This window comes from Bradyrhizobium sp. 1(2017) (assembly GCF_011602485.2).
Taxonomy (GTDB): domain Bacteria; phylum Pseudomonadota; class Alphaproteobacteria; order Rhizobiales; family Xanthobacteraceae; genus Bradyrhizobium.
The window spans coordinates 7,414,091-7,437,155 of sequence record NZ_CP050022.2; the positions used below are offsets into that span (position 1 = coordinate 7,414,091).

Annotated in this window: 25 protein-coding genes; 8 read left to right on the plus strand and 17 right to left on the minus strand. The window is 65.0% G+C overall.

The features are described from left to right. The first annotated feature begins 167 nt into the window (after positions 1 to 167). Positions 168 to 3,008: an ATP-binding protein gene (locus HAP40_RS35130; protein WP_166812667.1), complete on the plus strand. Its 2,841-nt coding sequence runs from the start codon at positions 168 to 170 to the stop codon at positions 3,006 to 3,008. A 6-nt stretch (positions 3,009 to 3,014) separates the two neighbouring features. Here HAP40_RS35130 and HAP40_RS35135 read toward each other — a convergent pair whose 3' ends face one another. Next, positions 3,015 to 3,686: a response regulator gene (locus tag HAP40_RS35135; protein ID WP_166812665.1), complete on the minus strand. Its 672-nt coding sequence runs from the start codon at positions 3,684 to 3,686 to the stop codon at positions 3,015 to 3,017. Positions 3,687 to 4,019: 333 nt separating this feature from the next. Here HAP40_RS35135 and HAP40_RS35140 point away from each other — a divergent pair, with 333 nt between their 5' ends. Then, a complete protein-coding gene (locus HAP40_RS35140) occupies positions 4,020 to 5,645 on the plus strand; it encodes an MFS transporter (RefSeq protein WP_208024851.1) in 1,626 nt (541 codons plus the stop codon). Positions 5,646 to 5,711: 66 nt separating this feature from the next. Here HAP40_RS35140 and HAP40_RS35145 read toward each other — a convergent pair whose 3' ends face one another. The 3 genes from HAP40_RS35145 to HAP40_RS35155 form a co-directional block, all read right to left on the minus strand. Next, positions 5,712 to 6,185: a secondary thiamine-phosphate synthase enzyme YjbQ gene (locus tag HAP40_RS35145; RefSeq protein ID WP_166819230.1), complete on the minus strand. Its 474-nt coding sequence runs from the start codon at positions 6,183 to 6,185 to the stop codon at positions 5,712 to 5,714. 151 nt (positions 6,186 to 6,336) lie between these two features. Continuing rightward, complete coding sequence (locus tag HAP40_RS35150; RefSeq protein ID WP_166812661.1) at positions 6,337 to 6,858, minus strand: hypothetical protein; 522 nt, start codon at positions 6,856 to 6,858, stop codon at positions 6,337 to 6,339. Positions 6,859 to 6,899: 41 nt separating this feature from the next. Beyond that, positions 6,900 to 7,142 (minus strand): hypothetical protein, encoded by a 243-nt coding sequence (locus HAP40_RS35155; protein ID WP_166812659.1) that lies wholly within the window; start codon positions 7,140 to 7,142, stop codon positions 6,900 to 6,902. 75 nt (positions 7,143 to 7,217) lie between these two features. On the opposite strand from HAP40_RS35155, the gene HAP40_RS35160 reads away from it, so the two are divergent. From HAP40_RS35160 to HAP40_RS35180, 5 genes are all read left to right on the plus strand, one after another. Next, complete coding sequence (locus HAP40_RS35160) at positions 7,218 to 7,592, plus strand: AtpZ/AtpI family protein (RefSeq protein WP_166812657.1); 375 nt, start codon at positions 7,218 to 7,220, stop codon at positions 7,590 to 7,592. Positions 7,593 to 7,705: 113 nt separating this feature from the next. After that, complete coding sequence (locus tag HAP40_RS35165; RefSeq protein WP_166812655.1) at positions 7,706 to 8,455, plus strand: F0F1 ATP synthase subunit A; 750 nt, start codon at positions 7,706 to 7,708, stop codon at positions 8,453 to 8,455. A gap of 53 nt (positions 8,456 to 8,508) precedes the next feature. Next, positions 8,509 to 8,739, plus strand: a complete 231-nt coding sequence (locus HAP40_RS35170) for a F0F1 ATP synthase subunit C (RefSeq protein ID WP_007599451.1) — start codon at positions 8,509 to 8,511, stop codon at positions 8,737 to 8,739. A 65-nt stretch (positions 8,740 to 8,804) separates the two neighbouring features. Further along, positions 8,805 to 9,371: a F0F1 ATP synthase subunit B gene (locus HAP40_RS35175; RefSeq protein WP_166812653.1), complete on the plus strand. Its 567-nt coding sequence runs from the start codon at positions 8,805 to 8,807 to the stop codon at positions 9,369 to 9,371. Between the two features lie 5 nt (positions 9,372 to 9,376). Beyond that, positions 9,377 to 9,862, plus strand: a complete 486-nt coding sequence (locus tag HAP40_RS35180; RefSeq protein WP_166812651.1) for an ATP F0F1 synthase subunit B — start codon at positions 9,377 to 9,379, stop codon at positions 9,860 to 9,862. Between the two features lie 184 nt (positions 9,863 to 10,046). Here HAP40_RS35180 and HAP40_RS35185 read toward each other — a convergent pair whose 3' ends face one another. The 5 genes from HAP40_RS35185 to HAP40_RS35205 form a co-directional block, all read right to left on the minus strand. Continuing rightward, positions 10,047 to 10,697, minus strand: a complete 651-nt coding sequence (locus HAP40_RS35185) for a hypothetical protein (RefSeq protein WP_166819229.1) — start codon at positions 10,695 to 10,697, stop codon at positions 10,047 to 10,049. Between the two features lie 168 nt (positions 10,698 to 10,865). After that, positions 10,866 to 11,453 (minus strand): GNAT family N-acetyltransferase, encoded by a 588-nt coding sequence (locus HAP40_RS35190; protein ID WP_166812649.1) that lies wholly within the window; start codon positions 11,451 to 11,453, stop codon positions 10,866 to 10,868. 37 nt (positions 11,454 to 11,490) lie between these two features. After that, entirely contained in the window at positions 11,491 to 12,780 is a 1,290-nt protein-coding gene (locus HAP40_RS35195; RefSeq protein ID WP_166812647.1) for a M16 family metallopeptidase, read from the minus strand. Further along, positions 12,777 to 14,195 carry a threonine synthase gene (gene thrC, locus HAP40_RS35200; RefSeq protein ID WP_166812645.1) on the minus strand — a complete coding sequence of 473 codons (1,419 nt, stop codon included), beginning with the start codon at positions 14,193 to 14,195 and terminating at the stop codon, positions 12,777 to 12,779. Before thrC ends, HAP40_RS35195 begins: the two co-directional genes overlap by 4 nt. A 556-nt stretch (positions 14,196 to 14,751) precedes the next feature. Next, positions 14,752 to 15,396, minus strand: coding sequence for a response regulator transcription factor (locus HAP40_RS35205; protein ID WP_008541266.1), 645 nt, complete (start codon positions 15,394 to 15,396; stop codon positions 14,752 to 14,754). Positions 15,397 to 15,481: 85 nt separating this feature from the next. Here HAP40_RS35205 and HAP40_RS35210 point away from each other — a divergent pair, with 85 nt between their 5' ends. Beyond that, positions 15,482 to 16,822 (plus strand): histidine kinase, encoded by a 1,341-nt coding sequence (locus HAP40_RS35210; RefSeq protein WP_166812643.1) that lies wholly within the window; start codon positions 15,482 to 15,484, stop codon positions 16,820 to 16,822. Here the strand turns inward: HAP40_RS35210 and HAP40_RS35215 are convergent. The 8 genes from HAP40_RS35215 to ctaD form a co-directional block, all read right to left on the minus strand. Next, positions 16,819 to 17,184 carry a nuclear transport factor 2 family protein gene (locus HAP40_RS35215; RefSeq protein WP_166812641.1) on the minus strand — a complete coding sequence of 122 codons (366 nt, stop codon included), beginning with the start codon at positions 17,182 to 17,184 and terminating at the stop codon, positions 16,819 to 16,821. The genes HAP40_RS35210 and HAP40_RS35215 overlap by 4 nt on opposite strands. Positions 17,185 to 17,287: 103 nt before the next feature. After that, positions 17,288 to 18,052: an SURF1 family protein gene (locus HAP40_RS35220; protein WP_166812637.1), complete on the minus strand. Its 765-nt coding sequence runs from the start codon at positions 18,050 to 18,052 to the stop codon at positions 17,288 to 17,290. Then, entirely contained in the window at positions 18,049 to 18,450 is a 402-nt protein-coding gene (locus tag HAP40_RS35225; RefSeq protein ID WP_166812635.1) for a DUF983 domain-containing protein, read from the minus strand. Before HAP40_RS35225 ends, HAP40_RS35220 begins: the two co-directional genes overlap by 4 nt. 100 nt (positions 18,451 to 18,550) lie before the next feature. Beyond that, on the minus strand, positions 18,551 to 19,447 hold the full coding sequence (locus tag HAP40_RS35230) for a cytochrome c oxidase subunit 3 (protein WP_166812633.1): 897 nt from the start codon (positions 19,445 to 19,447) through the stop codon (positions 18,551 to 18,553). Between the two features lie 78 nt (positions 19,448 to 19,525). Continuing rightward, a complete protein-coding gene (locus tag HAP40_RS35235) occupies positions 19,526 to 20,179 on the minus strand; it encodes a cytochrome c oxidase assembly protein (protein ID WP_166812631.1) in 654 nt (217 codons plus the stop codon). Between the two features lie 5 nt (positions 20,180 to 20,184). After that, complete coding sequence (locus HAP40_RS35240; RefSeq protein ID WP_166812629.1) at positions 20,185 to 20,349, minus strand: CoxF protein; 165 nt, start codon at positions 20,347 to 20,349, stop codon at positions 20,185 to 20,187. 7 nt (positions 20,350 to 20,356) lie between these two features. Beyond that, a complete protein-coding gene (locus HAP40_RS35245) occupies positions 20,357 to 21,301 on the minus strand; it encodes a heme o synthase (RefSeq protein WP_166812627.1) in 945 nt (314 codons plus the stop codon). Between the two features lie 61 nt (positions 21,302 to 21,362). After that, entirely contained in the window at positions 21,363 to 22,988 is a 1,626-nt protein-coding gene (gene ctaD / locus HAP40_RS35250; protein ID WP_166812625.1) for a cytochrome c oxidase subunit I, read from the minus strand. Positions 22,989 to 23,065: the final 77 nt, after the last annotated feature.

The following is a 23,065-nucleotide window of genomic DNA, read 5'->3' on the forward strand; positions in this document are numbered from 1 at the left end:
GCAGCGGCGGCCGCAGGACACCCGTTTGGAGTTGTGAGAAGTTGTGAGGCTTCACCTCGCGCGCCTCCCAGGCCTGCATCCACGGTCTGAGGCCGATGCAGGCGCGCGCCTTGCCGGATCGCACGCGTCTGGCTATCGGATCACTTTGAAAGGATCAGGATTTCGTGATGACTGAACCGGCCGGGTTCGCGGCGGGAACCCTAATGTTCGGACCATTCATCGTGACGCCGCATGAAAGGCTGGTGACGCGCGACGGCGTCGCGCTGGCGCTCGGCGCAAAAGCCTTCGACATTCTGATCGCGCTGACGTCGCGGCCGAACCAGGTCGTCAGCAAGTGGGATCTGATGGCGCTGGTATGGCCCGGCCTGACCGTTGAGGAAGCCAGCCTGCGCTTTCACATCGCAGCCCTTCGCAAGGCGCTCGGCGACGGCAAGGACGGCGCACGCTACATCACCACGCTGTCCGGACGCGGCTATTGCTTCGTGGCGCCGATCTCGCAGGCGGACATTTCGTCACAGCGGCGCGCCGCACCACGGATGGACCTGTCGCCGGTCAAGCTGCCGAACCGGCTGCAACGGATGGTCGGACGCGACGATGCGATCGCCGCGATCTCGGACAGGCTCATCACCTCGCGCTTCGTCACGATCGCCGGCCCCGGTGGCGTCGGCAAGACCGCCGTCGCGGTCGCGATCGCGCACGACCTGCTCGAGACCTTCGCCGATGCCGCACACTTCGTCGATCTTGCCGCGCTCAGCGATCCCGATCTGGTGATCACCTCGATCCTGCTGATGCTGGGCTTGCCGGCGCAGGCCGACGATCCCCTGCCCGCGCTGCTCGCGCATGTCAGGGACAAGAAGATGCTGCTGATCCTCGATAATTGCGAGCACGTCATCGCCGCCGTGGCGCCGCTGGCCGCGGAGATCTTCCAAGCCGCGCCGCAGGTCCACATCCTGGCCACGAGCCGCGAAGCCCTGCGCGTCGAGGGCGAGCAGGTCTATCGATTGGCGCCGCTCGCCGTTCCGCCTGATGGCTCCGGACTGACCGTCGCGGCGGCACGGACCTATCCCGCACTTCAACTCTTCCTCGAACGCGCCACGGCGAGCGGCGCGCAGATTGCGCTCGACGATGCCAATGCCGCGATCATCACCGGCATCTGCCGCAAGCTCGACGGCATGGCCCTGGCGATCGAGCTCGCCGCCGGCCGGGTCGAAGCCTATGGCCTGGAGCAGACGGCCATGCTGCTCGACGAGCGCCTCAACCTGCTCTGGCAGGGACAACGCACCGCTCCGCCGCGCCAGAAGACGCTGCAGGCGACGCTGGACTGGAGCTACGAGCTTCTGTCCGACACCGAGCGCCTGGTGCTGCGCCGGCTTGCAGTGTTCGCCGGGCACTTCACCATCGACGCGGCGCTCGAGGTCGTCCCGGACGAATGCGCCGATCGCTCCCATTTGTTCGACGCCATCGACAGCCTCGTCGCCAAGTCCATGGTCGCGCCGCGGCCGATCGGCGCCATGATGCGCTACCGCCTGCTCGACACCACGCGCGCCTATTTGCTCGAGACCGCGCCTGGTGACGCGGCGCTCGCAGCACGCCACGCCACCTACTACCGGCAATGGCTGGAGCAGGCGGGCTCGACCTGGGCCACGGTGCCGAGCGCAGACGAACGGGCCATCCACTTCTCCGCACTTCACAACGTCCGCGCCGCGCTGGACTGGTGCTTCGGCCCGGACGGCAATCTGGGTGTCGGCATTGCCCTCGTCGCCGCGGCGGCGCCGATCTTCCTCGCGATGTCGCTTCTGATCGAATGCCGGCGCTGGTCGGAGCGGGCGCTGCTTGCAATGGGCCCTACCTCGCAGGGCAGTGCCGAGGAGATGCACATCCAGGCTGCCCTCGGCCTCACCTTGATGTTCACGCGCGGCGGCAGCGAAGCGGCGCGCACCGCCCTGAGCCGGAGCCTTGCCCTCGCCGAGGCACGCGGCGACCAGACCAACCAACTCCAGCTGCTCGGCCGCATGCATATCTTCCACGAGCGGATGGGGGAGTTCGACGCCGCGCTCGGCTATGCCCAGCAGAGCCTCATCGTCGCCGAGGCGCTCGGCGATGCGGCCTCGATCGCGCTCGCCCATTCGCTTCTAGGCGTCTCGTTGCATCTGGCCGGCGAGCATCGCGACGCGCTGACGATGCTGGAGGCCGCCTGGCAGGGGCCGGGCACGGAACGGATCAGCACGGTCTACGGCTTCGATCATCGCAACCGGGCCGGCATTTCGCTTGCACGGGAGTATTGGTTGAACGGCCGGCCTACAGAGGCACGGCAGCTGGCGCAATTGACTGTCACCGAAGCCGGGCAGATGGATCATCCGATCACGCTCTGCATCGCGCTGATCTGGGCGGTGTCGATCGATCTCTGGAACGGCGACCTCGACGGAGCTGAAGAGAGCATCGACCGCTTCATCGCGCTCGCCCAGTCGCGTTCGATGGGTCCCTACCTCGCGGTCGGCCGAGGCGTCAAAGGCGAGTTGGCAATCCGGCGGGGAGACGCCGCCGGTGGCGTCGAGACCATCAAGTCCTGCCTGCGCGAGCTCCACGATTCCGGTTATGAGCTGCTCACCACCACCTTCAACATCGCGATGGTGCAGGGCCTGTTGGCACTCGGGCAGACCGAGCAGGGCGCGCGGCTGACCGACGAAGCCATCCGCCTCGTCGAGCAGAGCGGTGATCATCTCTACATGCCCGAGCTGCTGCGGATGAAAGGCAGAGTGCTGCTGTCGCTGTCAGAGCCCAAAGCAGACCAAGCAGAAGCCTACTTCGCGCAATCACTGGAGTTGAGTCGTCGCAAAGGCGCCAAAGCCTGGGAGCTGCGGGCCGCGATCGATCTCGCCGGGCTTTTCGCCGAGCGCGGGCAGCGCGAGGAAGCGAAACGATTGCTGCAATCGTCCCTCGAGGGCTTTGCCGAAGGCTCCGAAACGGCGGATATCGGGGCGGCCAGCGCGCTTCTGACGACGCTGTAGCGCCGCTCACCCCGTCGGCGTGCCCTGCTTCCACTGGCCGCCGGCGATCTTGGCGGCGGCAATCACGGCCTGGGTGCGGCTCTCGACGCCGAGCTTCTGCAGGATGGCCGAGACGTGCGCCTTGATGGTGGCCTCGGAGACGCCGAGCTCGTAGGCGATCTGCTTGTTGAGCAACCCTTCCGACAGCATCATCAGGACCCGCACCTGTTGCGGCGTCAGCGTCACCAGGCGGTCGCGCAGGCGAGTCGTGTCGGGGTCTGCCGCGACCGACAGATCGGTGTCGGCGGGAACCCAGACGTCGCCCTCCATCACCTTGAGGATGGCATCGCGCAGCGTCTCGACTCCGAAACGCTTCGGGATGAAGCCGGAGGCGCCGAAATCGAGCGAGCGGCGGATGGTGGCGCTGTCGTCGGACGCCGAGACGATCACGACCGGAATCGCCGGATATTGCGCCCGCAGATAGATCAGGCCGGAAAAGCCGGAGATCCCGGGCATCGAGAGGTCGAGCAGGACCAGATCGACGTCGGAGGTCTGTTCCAGCAGCTTGGTCAGATCCTCGAACGATCCGGCCTCGTCGATCCTGGCCGAGCTCAGGACGCCCGCCACCGCCTGCCGCAGCGCGTCGCGGAACAGGGGGTGGTCATCGGCAATGACGAGATGGGTGGAGGGAGCGTTCATCGTTCTCTTGCTGTCGTTCGCACCAAACCGGCGCACAAAGCAATTCTTCCCTGAGCAGCCGTGGCATGCAAGTGCACATTATCCCTTTGCTGCAAAGGGGTTAATCCGGAAGCACCCGCGGCTTGCCGCTGGTGTCCGATACCCCGGCCGTCAGGTGCGCGCCAGTGCGCAAGGCCGAAAGTCGTATTGGGGCGGGTTTCACGGCGATGTTACCTTGCGGCCAAGACCTGGGTTGATCCGGCATGTCCGGACATCTGGGGCGCGAGGGAAACGCATTTCGGGGAGCGATTCAACATGTCGACTATGGCTGTGTCTCAAACAGGCGCGCAAGGGATGACGAAGGACGAACGGTTCGTCATTCTCGCCTCCTCGCTCGGTACCGTCTTCGAATGGTACGACTTCTACCTCTACGGCTCGCTGGCCGGCATCATCGGCGCGCAGTTCTTCTCGGCCTATCCGCCGGCAACCCGCGACATCTTCGCGCTGCTGGCCTTTGCCGCGGGCTTCCTGGTACGCCCGTTCGGCGCGATCGTGTTCGGCCGCGTCGGCGACATCGTCGGCCGCAAATACACCTTCCTCGTCACCATCCTGATCATGGGCCTGTCGACCTTCATCGTCGGCCTGCTCCCCAACGCAGCCACCATCGGCATCGCTGCCCCGATCATCCTGATCGTGCTGCGCCTTGCCCAGGGCCTGGCGCTCGGCGGCGAATATGGCGGTGCGGCAACCTACGTCGCGGAGCATGCGCCGAACGGCAAGCGCGGCTTCTACACCTCCTTCATCCAAACCACGGCAACTCTCGGCCTGTTCCTGTCGCTGCTGGTGATTCTGTTCACCCGCACCGCGCTCGGCGAGGCCGAATTCGCGGCGTGGGGCTGGCGCATTCCGTTCCTGGTCTCGGTGCTGCTGCTCGGCATCTCGGTCTGGATCCGGCTCCGCCTCAATGAATCGCCGGTATTCCAGAAGATGAAGGAAGAGGGGAAGGGTTCGAAAGCGCCGCTGACGGAGGCCTTCGGCAACTGGCAGAACGGCAAGCTCGTGCTGCTCGCCCTGCTCGGCGGCGTGATGGGCCAGGGCGTGGTCTGGTACACCGGCCAGTTCTACGCGCTGTTCTTCCTGCAATCGATCCTGAAGGTGGACGGCTATACCGCCAACCTCCTGATCGCATGGTCGCTGCTGCTCGGCACCGGCTTCTTCATCGTGTTCGGCATGCTCTCCGACAAGATCGGCCGCAAGCCGATCATCCTCGGCGGCTGTCTGATCGCGGCCCTCACCTTCTTCCCGATCTTCAAGATGATCACCACCAACGCCAACCCGGCGCTGGAAAGGGCCATCGAGCAGACCAAGGTCGAAGTGGTGGCCGATCCCGCGGGCTGCGGCGACCTGTTCAACCCGGTCGGCACCCGCGTCTTCACCTCGCCTTGCGACACCGCACGTGCCTACCTGTCCCAGTCGTCGGTCAAGTATTCGACCACGCCTGGTCCGGCCGGCTCCGGCGTGAAGGTGATGGTCAACGGCAAGGAAGTGCCCTACGCCAACGCCAAGGACAGCAACCCGGCCGTCCTCGCGGCGGTGCAGGCGGCGGGCTATCCGAAGGCAGGTGATGCCGGCATCGTGAAGATGTCGCATCCGTTCGACGTCTTCCGTCCGCAGGTGGCGGCGATCATCGGACTGCTGTTCATCCTGGTGCTCTTCGTCACCATGGTGTACGGCCCGATCGCCGCGATGCTGGTCGAGCTGTTCCCGACCCGTATCCGCTACACCTCGATGTCGCTGCCCTACCACATCGGTAACGGCTGGTTCGGCGGCCTCCTGCCGGCGACCGCCTTCGCCATCGTGGCCTCGACTGGCGATATCTATGCCGGCCTCTGGTACCCGATCATCTTCGCCTCGATTACCGTCGTGATCGGCGCCCTGTTCCTGCCCGAGACCAAGGACGTCGACATCAAGGCGAACTGATCGACGGCATCGATCTCAACCGATACGAACCGGCCGCGGTCTCCGCGGCCGGTTTTGTTTTGCGGGTCACTGATCGCCGCCGATGAATTGCAGCACCACCTCTCGCCGGTGCGGCCGGCTGCGATGCTCGATCAGATAGATCGCCTGCCAGGTGCCCAACGCGAGCTTGCCGTTCAGGACCGGCACCTGAAGCGAGGTTTGCGTCAGCATCGTCTTGATGTGCCCGGGCATGTCATCCGGCCCTTCGCTGTCATGCGTCCATCCGGCGTTCTCCGGCGCGAGCCGGGACAGCGCCGTGGTGAGATCGACGAGCACGGAAGGATCGGCATTCTCCTGGATCGTCAGCGAGGCCGAGGTGTGGCGGATGAACAGCGTCAGCGCGCCGTCACGCGCGTGAGCTTCATCGAGGAATTTCGCAGCGTCGCCGGTGAGGTCGGTAAAGCCGCGGCCCGATGTCTGCACGGTCAGCAATGACGACGAGATGGTGGTGGCTTGCACTGACGATGGCGCCGAGCGCGTGACGGATTTGCCTGATGTCATGGACATCCCCTCGCTCGTCGTCCTGGCGAAAGCCAGGGCCCATTACCCCGAATGCGCGTGATGGGCATAGGTGGCAATGCGCACCGAGCAGAGCAGAGGGGCCGCGGCGTATGGGTCCTGGCTTTCGCCAGGACGACATCGACACATTCCATCAAATCTTCCCCGACACGTCCTTCTGCACCCGGTTGGCCATGTCGACCAGACGGCGCCAGGCCTTTTCCAGAAACGACATCACGCGGTCGACATCCTGGTCGCTCGGCAGCGGGATCTCGATCTTGCGCTCGCCCTCGGCGACCTTCGGCTCCGCCTTCTTGAGCGAATCGGATTTCGGCAGCGGCTCGTCGACCTTGCCCGACACGGTCGGCCCGGCCGCGAGCTGGCCCTGCAGCTTCTCGACTTCGGCCTGAAGGCGGCCGATCTCGGCATCGAGTGCGGACCGCTCGTCGGGCACCGCATAGCAGGCCCAGCCCGCGCCGTTCCTGGTGCAGGTCGACACCGTGCCGGTGCGGGTGTCGAGCCGGAGCACGCCCTCGGGGATGGTCGTCATGCTGTAACGGCCGTTTTCGCTGTCAGGCGCAGATTGGGCGACGACGAAGCCGCCGCTGATGACCATCAGCGCGGCGAAGGTCGCTGCCGCAAGCCACGATGCTGTGGATGACGTCAAAGCTCTCATCGCACTCTCCGCCGCGGCACGCAGGTGGCACTTTCGCAAGTCTACACCCCGTCGCGCCGATCCGCCGCCCAAAACGCACTATGCGGCACAACGACCGCGATGGTCCGTTTGATCCCGACAGCGCGGCGAAATGGCGGCTTCATCCGCCGATCCCGAGGAGAGCTGCTGCGGTGCGGCGTCACGCTGTGTGCAGCGTTGCCGTGCGCGCCAATATCATGAAATAAATCAGCTACATAAGGGAAAGCGACGCAATCGTGACTTGGCTTGACTTGATTATAGGCCATCAGTATGGTCCGCGCGGCTTTTGAGGGTGGCGGGCGTAATTTCCATTCAGCCGCGGCGTTTCGGGTCTTCGTTGCATGACACAGGGCACGGGACACGGCGAGAATGGAGATCGCGAAAAATCGCCCGAGGAAGCTGCGCTTTCCGAACGGCTCGGAAGTCTCGATCAGCGGTTGTCCGAATTTCGCGACCGCAGGATCAAGACCGAGCAACCCGCAGGTGAAGGTGGAGACGGAGCGGCCAGAGCCTCGGCGATGGCGCTTGGTTTCCGACTATCCTCGGAGTTGATCGCCGGCGTTCTTGTCGGAGCGGGGATTGGCTGGGGGTTCGACCGCTTGCTGTCGACGTCGCCTTTCGGGTTTATCGTGTTCACGCTGCTGGGCTTCGTCGCCGGCGTGGTGAATGTGGTGAGAACGGCAGGCGCGGGTCAAAACAGACGCGGTGGCTCGTAAGGCGATCCGCCAGGAGAGGAATGTGATCGTGCCGGCCTCGCCGGTACGGGCCGGCCCGGCCGGCAGACCGAGACCCGCCGGCATTGCCCGGCAGACCAAGAGATGCCGCGCTGATGAAAATCGACCCGATCCACCAGTTCAACATCGAGCCTCTCTTCACCCTGGGCCATATCGGCAATCATACGATCGCCTTCACCAATTCGTCGCTCTACATGCTGGTGGCGGTCGCGATCATCTCGCTCCTGATGCTCGCCAGCGGCACGCAGCTGATTCCCGGGCGGCTCCAGTCCGTCGCTGAAATCTCCTACGAATTCGTCGCCTCGACCATCCGTTCGACGGCCGGCGCGGAAGGCATGAAGTTCTTCCCGCTGATCTTCTCGCTGTTCATGTTCATCTGCGTCTCGAATCTGGTGGGTATCATCCCCTACACCTTCACGGTGTCGAGCCATCTGATCGTGACCGCGGCGCTCGCGCTCCTGGTCTTCTTCACCGTCCTGATCTACGGCGTCGCCAAGAACGGCCTGAAGTTCTTCAAGATTTTCGTTCCCCACGGCGTCCCTGTCTACATCCTGCCGCTGGTCATGTTCATCGAGATCCTGTCGTTCTTCCTGCGGCCGGTCTCCCACAGCGTCCGTCTCTTCGCCAACATGCTGGCCGGCCACATCGCCTTGAAGGTGTTCGCGGGCTTCGTCGCCATGCTCGGCTTCTCGCTCGGCGCCGTCGGCTGGATCGGCGGCGTGCTGCCGCTGGCGCTCACCGTCGCGCTGACGTCGCTCGAAATCCTGGTCGCGTTCCTTCAGGCCTATGTGTTCGCGATCCTGACCTGCATCTACCTCAACGACGCCATTCATCCGGGACACTGAGCGGTCCGGGGAATTTCCACCCACAACCCAATCTTTCTTCCAAGGAGTCTAAAATGGATCCGGCAGCAGCAAAACTTATCGGCGCGGGCATCGCGTGCATCGGCATGGGCGGTGCGGGCGTCGGCGTGGGCGTGATCTTTGGCAACTACCTGGCCGCAGCCGTCCGCAACCCGTCGGCCGCTCAGGGCCAGTTCGGCAACCTGATCTTCGGCTTCGCCGTGACCGAAGCGCTCGGCATCTTCTCGCTGCTGATCGCGCTGCTGCTGCTGTTCGTTCCGCTCTGAGAACGACCTTTTACGCGCCGTTCCAGTCCCTGGGACGGCGCGCGTGACTGCAACAGGAGAACTCCATGGCTGAGAGTCATGGCGGCGCAAAAGGTCCGGCGGCGGGCGCTCACACCGAGGCTGACGGTGGTCACCACGGTGGCGGTTTTCCGCCGTTCGAGAGCAGCAGCTTTGCTTCACAGCTGGTGTCGCTCGCGATCTTCTTCGTCCTGCTTTACGTGATCGTGTCCAAGCTCGCTCTGCCGCGCATCGGCGGTGCGATCGAGGCGCGGCAGAACAAAATCGAGGGCGACCTCGCCGAAGCGCAGAAGCTGAAGGACCAGTCCGACGCGGCGCTGAAGGCCTATGAAAGCGAGCTCGCTTCGGCGCGCACGCGGGCACAGGCGATCGGCAACGAATCCCGCGACAAGGCCAATGCGCAGGCGGACGCCGAGCGCAAGGCGTTGGAAGAACAGCTGGCGGCCAAGCTTGCCGGGGCGGAGAAGACGATCGCCTCGACCCGCGCCGCCGCCATGAGCAACGTCCGCGGTATCGCGGCCGATGCGGCAGGCCAGATCGTGCAGCAGCTCACCGGCGTCGTTCCCGATGCAGGGTCGGTCAATGCCGCGGTCGATGCGTCCTTGAAGGGTTAGTCGAGATGTTCTTCGAACCTGAATTTTGGGTCGCCGTCGCCTTCGTGATCCTGATGGTCGTGTTCGGCTATCTCGGGGTCTTCAAGACGGCGATGACCGCGCTCGATCATCGCGCCGCCCGCATCAAGGCCGAGCTCGACGACGCCGCGCGCCTCAAGCTGGAGGCGGCCAAGGTGCTCGCCGACTACAAGGCGCGCAGTGCCACCGCCGAGCGCGAGGCCGCCGACATCATCGCCAACGCCAAGGCCGAAGCCGAGCGCATCGCAGCCGACGCCAAGGCGAAGATGGAAGACTTCGTCGCCCGCCGGACCAAGACTGCGGAGAGCAAGATCGCGCTCGCCGAGGCCCAGGCGCTGGCCGATGTCCGCGCCGCAGCCGCAGAAGCCGCCGTGCAGGCCGCCTCGACGATCCTGTCGCAGTCGGTCAAGGGCCAGGTCGCCGACGATCTGCTCGCCAAGGGCATCAACGAGGTTCGGCAGAAGCTGAACTGAGGGATTCGCCTTCATCAAACAAAAAGCCGGCGCGATGAGCGCCGGCTTTTTTGTTGCCGACAAATCTGGTGTCGTCGCCCGCGAAAGCGGTTGATCCGGTATTCCAGAGCGCCTGAGCGATACGGAGAAGCCGCGGCGTGCCGGATACCGCGGACGAGCCGGGCATGACAGCTGAGCCAGCAGCCTACTTCTTCTTCCGCCCCTTCGGCTCGGGCGAGAGCGCCTGCGGGTCGAAGCCGACATAGAAGATGTAGTTATCGGCGGCCGCCGCCGAGGGGACGGGGTAAGCGAGATCCTCGGCGACGAAGGTGAAGGGCACGCTGCCGCCTTCCGACATCGCCACCGTGGTCCGGTAGGCCTTCGAGGCGATCACCTTCTCGCCGACGCCGCCCTGCACCACGGCCACGCGCAGGGGGATCTCGACCGTCGCAGGTGCGCCGGCGGGGCCAGCGATCACGCGCCCCTGGATACCGATCCGGGCGGTGATATCCCCACCATTGCGGGCGCATTCGCGCGCCATCTTGGTGATGGTGGCCTGGAAGCGGATCTCGTTGCCGACGGCCGGCTTGCCGCTGGCGCCAACCGCGTAGGTGGAGGCACCGGCACGCACGGTGACCTGCGGGCAATCGACATCGTCGTCGGCTGGCTGACCGGGTGCCGGCGCCGCCTTGGGCTGGTCCGGCTCGTCGGACTTGCCGCCGAACAGGCTCTTGAAGCGGTCGCTGAAGGACTGGGCCGCCACCGGCGAGACGGACGCAAGCGCCACCGACAACGTCAACGCGACCACTATCCCCCGCCGCAACGCATTCCCCGACGACCGAAGCTCCTTCACCATCGACACCCACACTCCATGACAGCATTCCGGCCGAGCGCAGGCCGGCCCGCGCGGTTATATCGCCAAAATCGGCGATCCCAAGGCAAGTTCCAAGGCAAGTTCCGCAGCAAGTCATAAGCCAGCAAGCGGGGCTGGACGATCAAGACTTTGGCCGCAGGAGACGGCAGCTCAGCCGCGGAAGTCTTCATGCAGCAGGCCGAACAGCAGGTGGTCCTGCCAGACCCCGTTGATGCAGAGATAGCGGCGCGCCAGCCCCTCGCGAGAAAAGCCGCACTTCTCCAGCACCCGGATCGACGGCGCATTGGTGGGGATACAGGCGGCTTCGACGCGGTGCAGGTTAAGCTCGCCGAACAGCGTGGGCAGCAGCACCCGCAGCGCAGCTGTCATGTAGCCGCGATGGGCGTAAGGCTGCCCGATCCAGTAGCCGATAGTGCCGGCCTGCACGATGCCGCGCCGGACATTGGCCAGCGTGATGCCGCCGACCATGGCGCCGTCGAGCTCGCGAAAGATCAGAAACGGATAGGAACGGTCCGCGGCGATGTCCTCGGAGTAGCGGCGCAGGCGGCGGCGGAAGCCGGACCGGGTGAGATCGTCCGACGGCCAGATCGGTTCCCAGGGGGTGAGGTAATCGCGGCTGCTTTCCCGCAAATGGGCCCATTGCAGGAAGTCCGACATCTGCGGAGCGCGCAGCAAAAGTCCATTGCCGCGCGGCGCGAGGGCGGCGGGTCCACTGGACGGCAGGCGAAAGAGGGCCATGGTGATGCTTCCCGGCGCGGCGCCCCTTGCGCGGCGGCTAATGCAGCCGCGCCTTGGCGCGCGCCCGGGTCAATCCTTCCGCAAAAGACACCGCCGTGTCCAGACCCCTGCCGCTGCCCAATGCGACTACCGCAGGGCGGCTGCGCAAAAGCAGCGCACGCGCCGCATCCCGGGTCGATTCGACGCTGACGGCATCGATCCGCGCCACCAGTTCCTGCACCGTCTGCGGCCGGCCATAGGCCAGCACATGCCGGGCGAGCTGCTCGGCACGGGACGAGCAGCTCTCCAGCGCCATCAGGAGGCCGGCCTTCATCTGCGCCTTGGCCCGCGCGATCTCGGCTTCGGCCAACGTCTCCACCGAATCATTCATGATGTCGACAACGACCTCCATCATCTCCGGCGCGTCGGCGGGATCGGTGCCGGTGTAGAGGCCGAAGAAGCCGGTGTCGGTGTAGGGCGCGTGAAACGAGTAGATGGAGTAGCAGAGGCCGCGCTTCTCGCGCACCTCCTGGAACAACCGCGACGACATCCCGCCGCCGAGAATGTTGGTGAAGACCTGGAGCGAGAACAGGGACGGATCGGTCTGCGGCACCCCTTCGAGGGCCAGCGTCAGGTGCGCCTGCTCGAGCTCGCGGTGGACCACCTTGGCGCCGCCCTTGCCGAACTGGGCGGATTGCGGCTTGGGTCCCGGCGTTGCCTCGAAGCTTGCAAAACGCTTCTCGACCTCGGCGACAACCTGCTTGTGATCGACCGCGCCGGCAGCGGCCACCACCATGTCGGGCCCGCGATAATGCGTCGACAGATAACCGCGAAGCATGTCGCGGTTGAAGCCGCGCAACGTCTTGGCGGTGCCGAGCAGCGAGCGGCCCATCGGCTGATCTGGATAGCAGAGCTCGTTGAGATGCTCGAACACGACGTCGTCGGGCGTGTCCTGCGCAGCCCCGATCTCCTGCACGATGACGTTCTTCTCGCGCTCCAGCTCGTCCGGCTCGAAGGCGGGATTGGCGAGAATGTCGGCGAGCACGTCGAGCGCGAGCGGCACGTCGGCCTTCAGCACCCGCGCGTAATAGGACGTGGTCTCGGTCGAGGTGCCGGCATTGAGATCGCCGCCGACCGCCTCGATCTCCTCGACGATCTCGCGCGAGGAACGCTTGGTCGTTCCCTTGAATGCCATGTGCTCGAGAAGATGCGAGATGCCGTGCTCGTTGGGCTTCTCGTCTCGCCCTCCGACGCCGGCCCATACACCGAGCGCCGCGGTCTCGAGATGGGGCATCTTGTCGGTGACGACGGTCAGACCGGAGGCAAGCTTGGAAATCTCGACGCTCATCCGGCAACTCCCTGCTTTGCGGCGCGGCTGACCGACAGCACGAACCGCTCGACCTCGGCCTGATCGTTCTTCATCACCTTCATGTGTTCGGATTTGGTCATCAATCCATCGAGCCAGGCGGGCAGTTGCGGCCGCTGGCCGCAGGCCGCCTCGACTGCGTCGGGGAATTTGGCCGGATGCGCCGTGGAGAGCACGATGTTCGGCACCGTGGTGTCGGTGGTATCGCGGTCGGCGACCGCAAGCGCGACGGCCGTATGGGGGTCGACCAGCTCGCCCGCCTCGCGCCAGGCGGCGCGGATCGCAGCCGCGGTTTCGGTCTCGTCGGCGCGACCGGCGTCGAACTCCTCGCGGATCGCGGCCAGGGTCGCGTCGGGCAGCACGAAGCGCCCGGACTGCTTCAGCGAATCCATCAGACGGCGCACGCCCGCCGCATCGCGCCGGCCGGCCTCGAACAGCAGCCGCTCGAAATTCGAGGAGATCTGGATGTCCATCGACGGCGACGCCGTGGCATGCACCTCGCGCACCTCGTAGATGCCGGTCTTGAGCGTGCGGGCGAGGATGTCGTTGACGTTGGCTGCGATGCGCAGGGTCCGGACCGGCAGTCCCATGCGCTTGGCGACGTAGCCGGCGAAGATGTCGCCGAAATTACCGGTCGGCACGACGAAATCCACCGCGCGCGCCGGCGCGCCGACGGCAGCGGCCGACGTGAAGTAATAAACGACCTGGGCAACGATACGCGCCCAGTTGATGGAGTTGACGCCTGACAGCGAGGTCGCATCGCGGAAGCGGTGATTGTTGAACATCCCCTTCACGAGCGCCTGGCAATCGTCGAAATTGCCTTCGATGGCGAGCGCATGCACGTTGGCCGCACCGGTCGTCGTCATCATCCGTTGCTGGACCTCGGAGATGCGCTTGTGCGGGAACAGCACGATGAGGTCGACATTTTCGAGTCCCGCGAAGGCCTCAACCGCGGCGCCGCCGGTGTCGCCCGAGGTCGCGACCACGATGGTGGTACGCTGGCCACGCTTGGCGAGCACATGGTCCATCAGCCGCGAGATCAGCTGCATCGCCACGTCCTTGAAGGCGAGCGTCGGGCCGTGGAACAGCTCCAGCACGAACTGGTGCGGCGACATCTGGCGCAGCGGCACCACCGCGGGATGGCGGAAGGTGGCATAGGCCTCGTTGGCCATCCGGCCGAGCTCGGCGTCCGAAATCTCCCCGCCGGCGAAGGGGCGAATCACATCGACCGCGACCTCCCAATAGGGACGGCCGAAGAAGCCGGCGATCGTGTCGGCCGAAAGCTGCGGCCAAACGGACGGCACGTACAGGCCGCCATCCCGGGCGAGCCCGGTCAGCATCACGTCACAGAAGCCGAGTTCGGGGGCCTCGCCCCGGGTCGAGATATAGCGAGTCAAACTGCCCTCCAAAGGCCGACCAAGCCTGAGCTCACCCGTTAAGCCTTTGATTTTACGAAAATACTTGTTAACAGCCAGAGGCTTTGGGCCACCATAAAGTGTTTTGCTGCATCGGGAAACCGCTTCCGGTCGCCGCCCCTTGCCCAATGAAAAATGAAAAAGGGCTGCGGCATCGCCGCAGCCCTTCTCTTGGAAGGTCTGTCGTTGTGTGCAGACCGGTTTGCCTCGTCCGGGGTCTCCGACCCACAAACCTGTTCGTCCAAGCCTTCGCCAGCTGTCGTCAGATCGTCAAGAGCCAAAACGGCAGGCGAGCAAAAATGTTCCTGTTCTTCCCGGCCCGGTCAGCGCTTCTTTCGCGTCCGCAAGCCATGGCACGCTTCATATTGCCGCTTCTTCCCGAAATATCAGCGCCGCGAGGAACGAAATGCCCTGGCGACCGATTGGGGTCTGCGGATGGCGCCGCCCATCGTCCATGCATTGCCCGGCCGATGGCGACGCCGATCCGTCGACCGAACCCGCTGCATCCTGGAGCAGCCGGTTCGGTCACCGGCGGCGGTCAGTTCATCCCGATCTCCACGGCGATCCGGATCAGGTCGGAATGGTTCTTGGCTCCTAATTTCTGCTTGAGCAGGGACGTGGTGTTCGCGACGGTCTTGTAGGAGATGCCCAGCGCCTCGGCGACCTCGACGATCTTGTCGCCGCGTCCGAGCAGGCGAAGAATCTCGAGCTCCCGCGGTGTCATCTGCGAGGCCGGATTGGCCTTGATCGCCGCGCCGGAAAACGTCACGGCTTCCGCAAGCTGCGGCGAGATGAAATTGTCGCCCGCGACCACCTTGCGTACTGCCTTCAGCAGGATCCTGGGATCGTCGCCCTTGGAGACATAGCCCTGCGCCCCGAGCTCGACCGCCCGCACCACGAAGGCGGGGTCGTCGTTCATGCTGAACATGATGATCTTGGCGTCCGGGTCGTCCTTGCGGATGCGCCGCATCAGCTCGAAGCCGGAGACATCGGGCAGGCTGATGTCGATCACGGTCACGTCGGGCCGCTTGCTGACATAGGCGCGATGCCCGGATTTGGCGTCGGTCGCCTCGTCGATACGGATCGAATGGTCGGAGGCGAACAGGGTGCGGCAGCCGGACAGCACCACAGGATGGTCGTCGACGATCAGGACCCTGGTTGCGGGCTTGGCGGTATCTTGCATCGCGCGCTCTCTGTTTTTCGACTCATAGACCGGCGGGAATAAATGGAAAGAGAAAATCCCGCCGATGCGCGTTAGAATTGACCTAATGTGGCATCGGCTTTCGTTCAGAACGCAACTGTTTCTTCCGCTCGGCGCGAGCCTTCTCGCCGCGCTGATCCTGGGCGGCATATTGCTGCAGATATTCTCAACCCATCAGCTGGCTGACGAGCACGAGCCGGCTCGACGTTCGATCGGGACGATCACCGCCGCGCTCAACGACGCTCTGCGCGCATCGGACAATCCCCGAGAAACGCTTGATGCGTTCGTTCGGTCCCTGGACGCCTCCACAGATATCCAATTTCGTCCCATGGAGGGAGCCCCCCCACCCTCTCCGAAGGATGCCTTGCGCAACCTGAAGGCGGTTCCGCAATGGTTCGTCAACCTCATCACTCTGCCGGAGATGGAAGCGGCGTCTCCGGTCGTCATCGACGGCAGACATGTCGGCGATATCGTGTTCCTGTCGGACCTGTCGGCCGACCTGTTCGAGAAGTGGATCGGCTTCCTCGCGCTGACCAGCCTGGTCGCCGTCCTGATGGTGCTCACCGGCATCGTTGCCTATGTCTTCGCTGGTTCGGCCTTGCGCCCCCTGCAACATCTCGGCGAAGGTCTCACGCGGATGCGGCGCGGCGACTACACAAAGCCGATCCCGGTCGCAGGACCGCCGGAGATCCGGAAAAGCTGCGAGGAAGCCAATGCGCTGGCTGCGACATTGGCGCAACTCAGTCAGGACAATCGCGACCTGATGCACCGCCTGGTGTCGCTCCAGGACGACGAGCGGCGCGACCTCGCCCGCGAGCTGCATGACGAGCTCGGCCCGCTTCTGTTCAGCATCCGCGCCGGCACGATCGCGTTGATCGAGATCACGCGTCCTGCGGGAAATCTCGGCAGTTCGGCGCAGGACGTGCTGCAATCGGTCGAGGCGCTCCAACAAACCAACCGCCGAATCCTCGACCGGCTGCGACCGCTCTATATCGAGGAACTGGGCCTTCCGACCAGCGTGCAGACGCTGCTCCGGAACTTTCGCAAGCAGGCACCTCATGTCGGCCTGACGGACACGATCGATCCCAGGCTCGACGGCATCGACGGGCCGCTGGCCCAGACCGTCTATCGCCTGATACAGGAAGCGCTGACCAACGTGCTGCGCCATGCCGAGGCCAATCATGTGCAGGTGCAGGCGGTGGTCGTCGAGGGCACTCTCGTCATCGAGATCGCCGACGATGGCGGCGGCTTTCCCGCGGGCAACGTCTTCGGCCGAGGCCTGACCGGCATGCATGAGCGCGTGCGCGCGCTCAGCGGCTCACTGTCACTGCTGCGCGCGGATCAACGGACTTACGTGCGATGTCGTTTGCCGGTCGAGACGACCCGGGACGCAGCCTCATCCGGCTAGCATAGGCAGCCGTGATGCGCGTTCTGTCGGGCCGGCTCGCATACCGTGCTGAGGATCTTGCCTTCCGAGCTGAAGCGAAACGCCGCGCGAATGCGCAGCGCGCCGGCAACGGAATATTCGAGATCGACGCCATGAGGCGCGGGATGGATCTCCTCCAGCCCGAAACCCACCGACGAGAAAGTGCTGAGCCGCGGCTGCCAATAGGCTTCCAGCTCGCTCCGGCCGTGATAGCGACGCTGGCCGTTGCAGGTGCATTCGAGTTCCGCGTCCTCGGCATAGAGGCCGAGCAGCAGCGCGAGGTCGCCCTGCCGGCAGGCGTCCACCCAATCGATGACAAGTCCCATCTGATCAAAATCGCTCACGCCGCAATCCTCTGCCGCAGACAATCGATCGCGGCTTAGGACCACCCTCGTGAATGTGCGCTGAACGGTAAAGCCCGGGCGATACCGGGTTCCCTCGGGGTATCTACGGAGGCGTTCCGCTTTGCCGCCGCCCTCGCACCCACACTGCAAAAGCGATCAACACGGCGCCTGCGAGCGTGAACCAGGTGATGGCGTATTGCAGGTGATCGTCTTTCAGGTGCACGTCGAGCGGACCGGGGCGCGGAATCCCGTTCTCGGGCACCGGCTGCTCGAGATCGACGTAGAACGGCGCAACCGTGCCCCAGCCGAGCGCGCTCGCGATGCCCGGGTGATCGCGCACGAACCAGAGCCGCTTGTCGCGGTTCTCCGTCGGCGTCAGCCAGCCCGGAAGCTCGGGAAAGCGGAGATAGCCGGTGAGCGCGACCGGCTGTCCCGTGACGAGCTTCTTCACCGCGCGGTCCTCGACGCTGCGATCCTGCATCGTGTTCTCGACGAAGCCGGCATCGATCACGACCATCTCGCCGCTCGGAAGCCGCGCCGGCAGGAACGCCCAGGTGCCGGGGCCGGAGGCGTCCTTGCGCACGGCCGAGCCGGAGGAATAGACCATCGCATCGGGCAGGGCTGCGTAGATTGCGGTGAAGCTGACGCGGCGGAATTCATCGCGGGCGGGATTCAGAGCCGCCCATTGCGACGACGGCGGCAGCGCGACGGGAGCCTTCGCCAGACGCTCGGTCAGCGCCGCGATCAGCTCGTGCTTGGCTGTCCGGCGCTGCAATTGCCAGACGCCGAGCGCGACGAAGACGGCCGTCAGGAACAGCGTGAACAGCGCAAAGCCGGCCACGCGAGGCTTGCGTACGGTCCTGTTCATTTCGCGCGGTCGATGAGCCGGCCCGGGGCCGCCTTGTGATGGAATTGCAGCGCGATCAGCAGCGACTTCATCGCGCGCAGCGGCAGTAGCGTGGTGGCGAGGATCAGCGGCAGCCAGAGCACCGCATGCAGCCAGAACGGCGGTTGATACTTGACCTCGACAACGAGCGCGCAGCCGACCACGATCGCACCGGCCAGCATGATGATGAAGATCGCCGGGCCGTCGCCCGTATCGATGAAAGCGTAGTCGAGATCGCAGCGGTCGCAGCGAGGCGCGAGCGTCAGGAAGCCCGCATAGAGCTTGCCCTCGCCGCAGCGCGGGCATTTGCAGGCGAGTCCGCGCAGCGCGCTTTGCATGACAGTGGTTTCGGACCCGGATGGGCCGGCGGCGTCGTTCATGATGACAAACTCTATCACAGTTTCCGCCAATGCTTCCGGCGGCCGCAAAGCGAAAGGGCGGCCCTGCGGCCGCCCTTCCTGATGATCTGCTTCGCGAAGCTCAGTGCGCGCCGTGGGCCATGGTCTCGGCGCCGTGTCCCCAGACGTAGATGCAGAGGAACAGGAACAGCCAGACCACGTCGACGAAGTGCCAGTACCAGGCGGCGAACTCGAAGCCGAGGTGCTGCTTCGGCGTGAAGTGGCCGGCATAGGCGCGGAACAGGCAGACCAGCAGGAAGATGGTGCCGACCAGCACGTGGAAGCCATGGAAGCCGGTGGCCATGAAGAAGGTCGCGCCGTAGACATTGCCGCCGAAGGAGAACGCCGCGTGGCTGTACTCATAGGCCTGCACGCAGGTGAAGAGCGCGCCCAGCACGACGGTGAGGATCAGGCCGTACTTCAGACCCTGGCGATCGTTCTCGAGCAGGGCGTGATGCGCCCAGGTCACCGTGGTGCCCGAGGTGAGCAGGATGAGCGTGTTCAGGAGCGGCAGGTGCCAGGGGTCGAAGGTCTCGATGCCCTTCGGCGGCCAGGTGCCGGGAACGGCGCAGGCGCCGGCCTGGGTGCCGAGGCCACAGCCGAACACCGCGTCGCGGGTGGCATGGACGGCATCGGCCGGAAACAGCGCGGCGTTGAAATAGGCCCAGAACCAGGCCACGAAGAACATCACCTCCGAGGCGATGAACAGGATCATGCCGTAACGGTGATGCAACTGCACGACGCGGGTGTGGTCGCCCTTGTACTGGGCTTCCTTGATCACGTCGGCCCACCAGCTCGCCATGGTGTAGAGCACGCCGACGGTGCCGACGCCGAACACGATCGGCGCGGCCGAGAACATGTGGTGCATCCAGGCGATCGCGCCGACCGCCATGATGAAGGCCGAGAGCGAGCCGACGGCCGGCCACGGAGAGGGATCGACCAGATGGTAGTCGTGATGCTTGGTGTGCGCCGTTGCCATTGCGGTCTCTCTCCTCAATCCCGTGCCTGTGAGGCACTTATCCCCTTGCGTCCAACCGTCCGGGCGTGAGCCCGGCGATCAGAGATTTCCCTTGCGTTTGTCGTCCTCGCCCGATGCCAGCGGCTTCACCACGGGATCCTTCACCGGATAGAAGGTGTAGGACAGCGTGATCGTGTTCAGCCCGTCGTTCTCGTGATCGTCGGCGATCGACGGATCGACGTAGAACACGACCGGCATCTCACGCTTTTCGCCCGGCGCCATGGTCTGCTCGGTGAAGCAGAAGCAGTTGATCTTCTGGAAGTACGACCCGACCGTCAGCGGCGCGACGTTATAGGCGGCCTGGCCTGATGTGGTCCGCGCAGCCTGGTTGGTCACGGTGTAGTAGACGGTCGTGACCTGACCGATATTGACCTCGATCTCGTTCTGCTCCGGCTCGAACTTCCAGGGCAGGCCGGGCGCGATGTTGGAATCGAAGCGCACCGAGATCTTGCGCGCGATCGGGCCGGTGGCTGGTGCCGACGTCGCGACCTGGGTCGTGCCGTTGAAGCCGGTGGCGCGGCAGAACCAATTGTAGAACGGCACCGCCGCGTAGGACGCGCCGACCATCAGCGCCACCACGCCGCCGCAGATGGAAGCGACCACCACATCGCGACCCAGCCCGCGGCCCTTGGCCGACTGACGATTGGCCGGCTTGGCGCTGACGTCCCGCGATATGGTCGGCTCGTGATCCATGTTTCCTACATCGGCCGGACTAGCACCGCCGGTCCCTTGACCATGGTGACGGCGAAGAACAGCAGCACGAGCACGCCGAGCGCCAATGCAATGGCGACGGAGCGCTGACGACGGCTCCTCTTTTGCGCCTCGGTGAGGACGATTCCATCTGGCTCGGGTTTGTCGGCCATCCCTGCCTCATGCGCCCCATGCCATCGGAGCAAGCGCCCGGAACACGACCTCGGCCAGCAGAGTCGCGAACAGCGCGAACAGATAAAGGATGGAGAAGGCAAACAGCTTGCGGGTCGCACGCAGCGACTGGCTGCGCTCGCGGCGCACATAGACGTTGATCGCGAGCACCAGCATGCCCGCGCCGAGGATCAGCGAGACGATGCCATAGACGGCATCGAAATAGCCGAGCGCCCAGGGCGCGGCGGCGACCGCGATCAACACGATGGTATAGAGCAGGATCTGGAGTCGCGTCGCATCTGGACCAGCGACGTTGGGCAGCATCGGAATGCCGGCGCGGGCATAGTCGTCGGAGCGGAACAGCGCCAGCGCCCAGAAGTGCGGCGGCGTCCAGAAGAAGATGATGGCGAACAGCAAAAGCGGCTCGACGTCGACCGTGCCTGTCACCGCGGCCCAGGCCACCACCGGCGGCAGCGCGCCGGCGGCGCCGCCGATCACGATGTTCTGCGCAGTCCAGCGCTTCAGCCACATCGTGTAGATCACGACGTAGAAGAAGATGGTGAAGGCGAGCAGCGCGCCCGCGATCCAGTTGACGAGGATGCCGAGCGTCATCACCGAGAAGAAGGCGAGCGTCAGGCCGAATGCCATCGCCTCGCCGCGGGTGATGCGGCCGCGCGGAATCGGCCGGTTCGCGGTGCGCGACATCTTGGCGTCGATGTCGCCCTCGAGCGCCATGTTGAGCGCGCCGGAGGCGCCCGCACCGACCGCGATGCAGAGCAGCGAGGTGATCGCCAGCACCCAGTGGAAATTCCCGGGCGCCATCGCCATCCCGACCAGTGCGGTGAAGATCACCAGCGACATCACTCGCGGCTTGAGCAGCGCGATGTAATCGCCGACCTCCGCTTCGGAGATGCGGGGATTGATGTCGATGGCGTTGTGGTCGAGGACGGACACTTAATTCAACTCGCTTCGTGATAGATCCGCGGCGCCCGTCACGGGCGCCGCGGCTGATGGCTTACTGCACGCGGGGCAGCACTTCGAACTGGTGGAACGGCGGCGGCGAGGGCAACGTCCACTCCAGCGTGGTCGCGCCTGCACCCCACGGATTGTCGCCCGCCGGCACCTTCTTCATGAAGGCGTCGACCACGCAATAGAGGAAGATCAGGACGCCAAAGCCCGAGATGTAGGAGCCCAGCGACGAGATCAGGTTCCAGCCCGCGAACGCGTCGGGATAATCGACGTAGCGGCGCGGCATGCCCGACAGGCCGAGGAAGTGCTGCGGGAAGAACACCAGGTTGACGCCGATGAAGGTGACCCAGAAGTGCGCTTTGGCGAGGCCTTCATTGTACATGTAGCCCGACATCTTCGGGAACCAGTAGTACCAGCCGGCAAAGATCCCGAACACCGCGCCAAGCGACAGCACGTAGTGGAAGTGCGCGACGACGTAGTAGGTCTCCTGCAGCACGCGGTCGACGCCCGCGTTCGCCAGCACGACGCCGGTGACGCCGCCGACCGTGAACAGGAAGATGAAGCCCACCGCCCAGATCATCGGCGCACGGAACTCGATCGAGCCGCCCCACATTGTGGCGATCCACGAGAAGATCTTCACGCCGGTCGGAACCGCGATCACCATCGTCGCCGCGACGAAATAGGCCTGCGTCGCCGAGGACATGCCGACCGTGTACATGTGGTGCGCCCACACCACGAAGCCGATGCCGCCGATGGCGACCATGGCGTAGGCCATGCCGAGATAGCCGAACACGGGCTTGCGCGAGAAGGTCGAGACGATCTGGCTGACCATGCCGAAGGCAGGCAGGATCAGGATGTAGACCTCGGGGTGACCGAAGAACCAGAACAGATGCTGGAACAGCACGGGATCGCCGCCGCCCTCGGGCGCGAAGAACGTCGTGTGGAAATTGCGGTCGGTCAGCAGCATGGTGATCGCACCGGCGAGCACCGGCAGCGACAGCAGCAGCAGGAACACCGTCACCAGGATCGACCACACGAACAGCGGCATCTTGTGCAGGGTCATGCCCGGCGCGCGCATGTTGAAGATCGTGGTGATGAAGTTGATGGCGCCGAGGATCGACGAGGCGCCCGCCAGATGCAGCGACAGGATCGCGAAGTCGACGGCCGGGCCCGGGTGACCGGAGCTCGACAGCGGCACGTACATGGTCCAGCCGGCGCCGACGCCGTTGGCGCCCGGCTCGCCCTCGACGAAGGTCGACATCAGGAGCAGCGCGAAGGAGGCCGGCAGCAGCCAGAACGAGATGTTGTTCATGCGCGGGAACGCCATGTCGGGCGCGCCGATCATCAACGGCACGAACCAGTTGCCGAACCCGCCGATCATCGCCGGCATGACCATGAAGAAGATCATGATCAGGCCGTGAGAGGTCACGAACACGTTATAGGTGTGCGTCTCGTGGAAGATCTGCACGCCCGGATACATCAGCTCGGCCCGGATCGCGATCGACATCGCGGCGCCGATGACGCCGGCGATGACCGCGAAGATCAGGTACATCGTGCCGATGTCCTTGTGATTGGTCGAATAGACGTAGCGCCGCCATCCGGTCGGATGGGCGTGCTCGTCATGTCCGTGGTCTTGCGCGTGATCGCCGTGTGCCGCTGCGCTCGTTGCCATTTTCAAATCCTGCCTTGCGTCCCGTTCGGACCTGATGCGGTCCCGCCCTTCATGTCGCTTCCAGTCCCCAGAGCCTC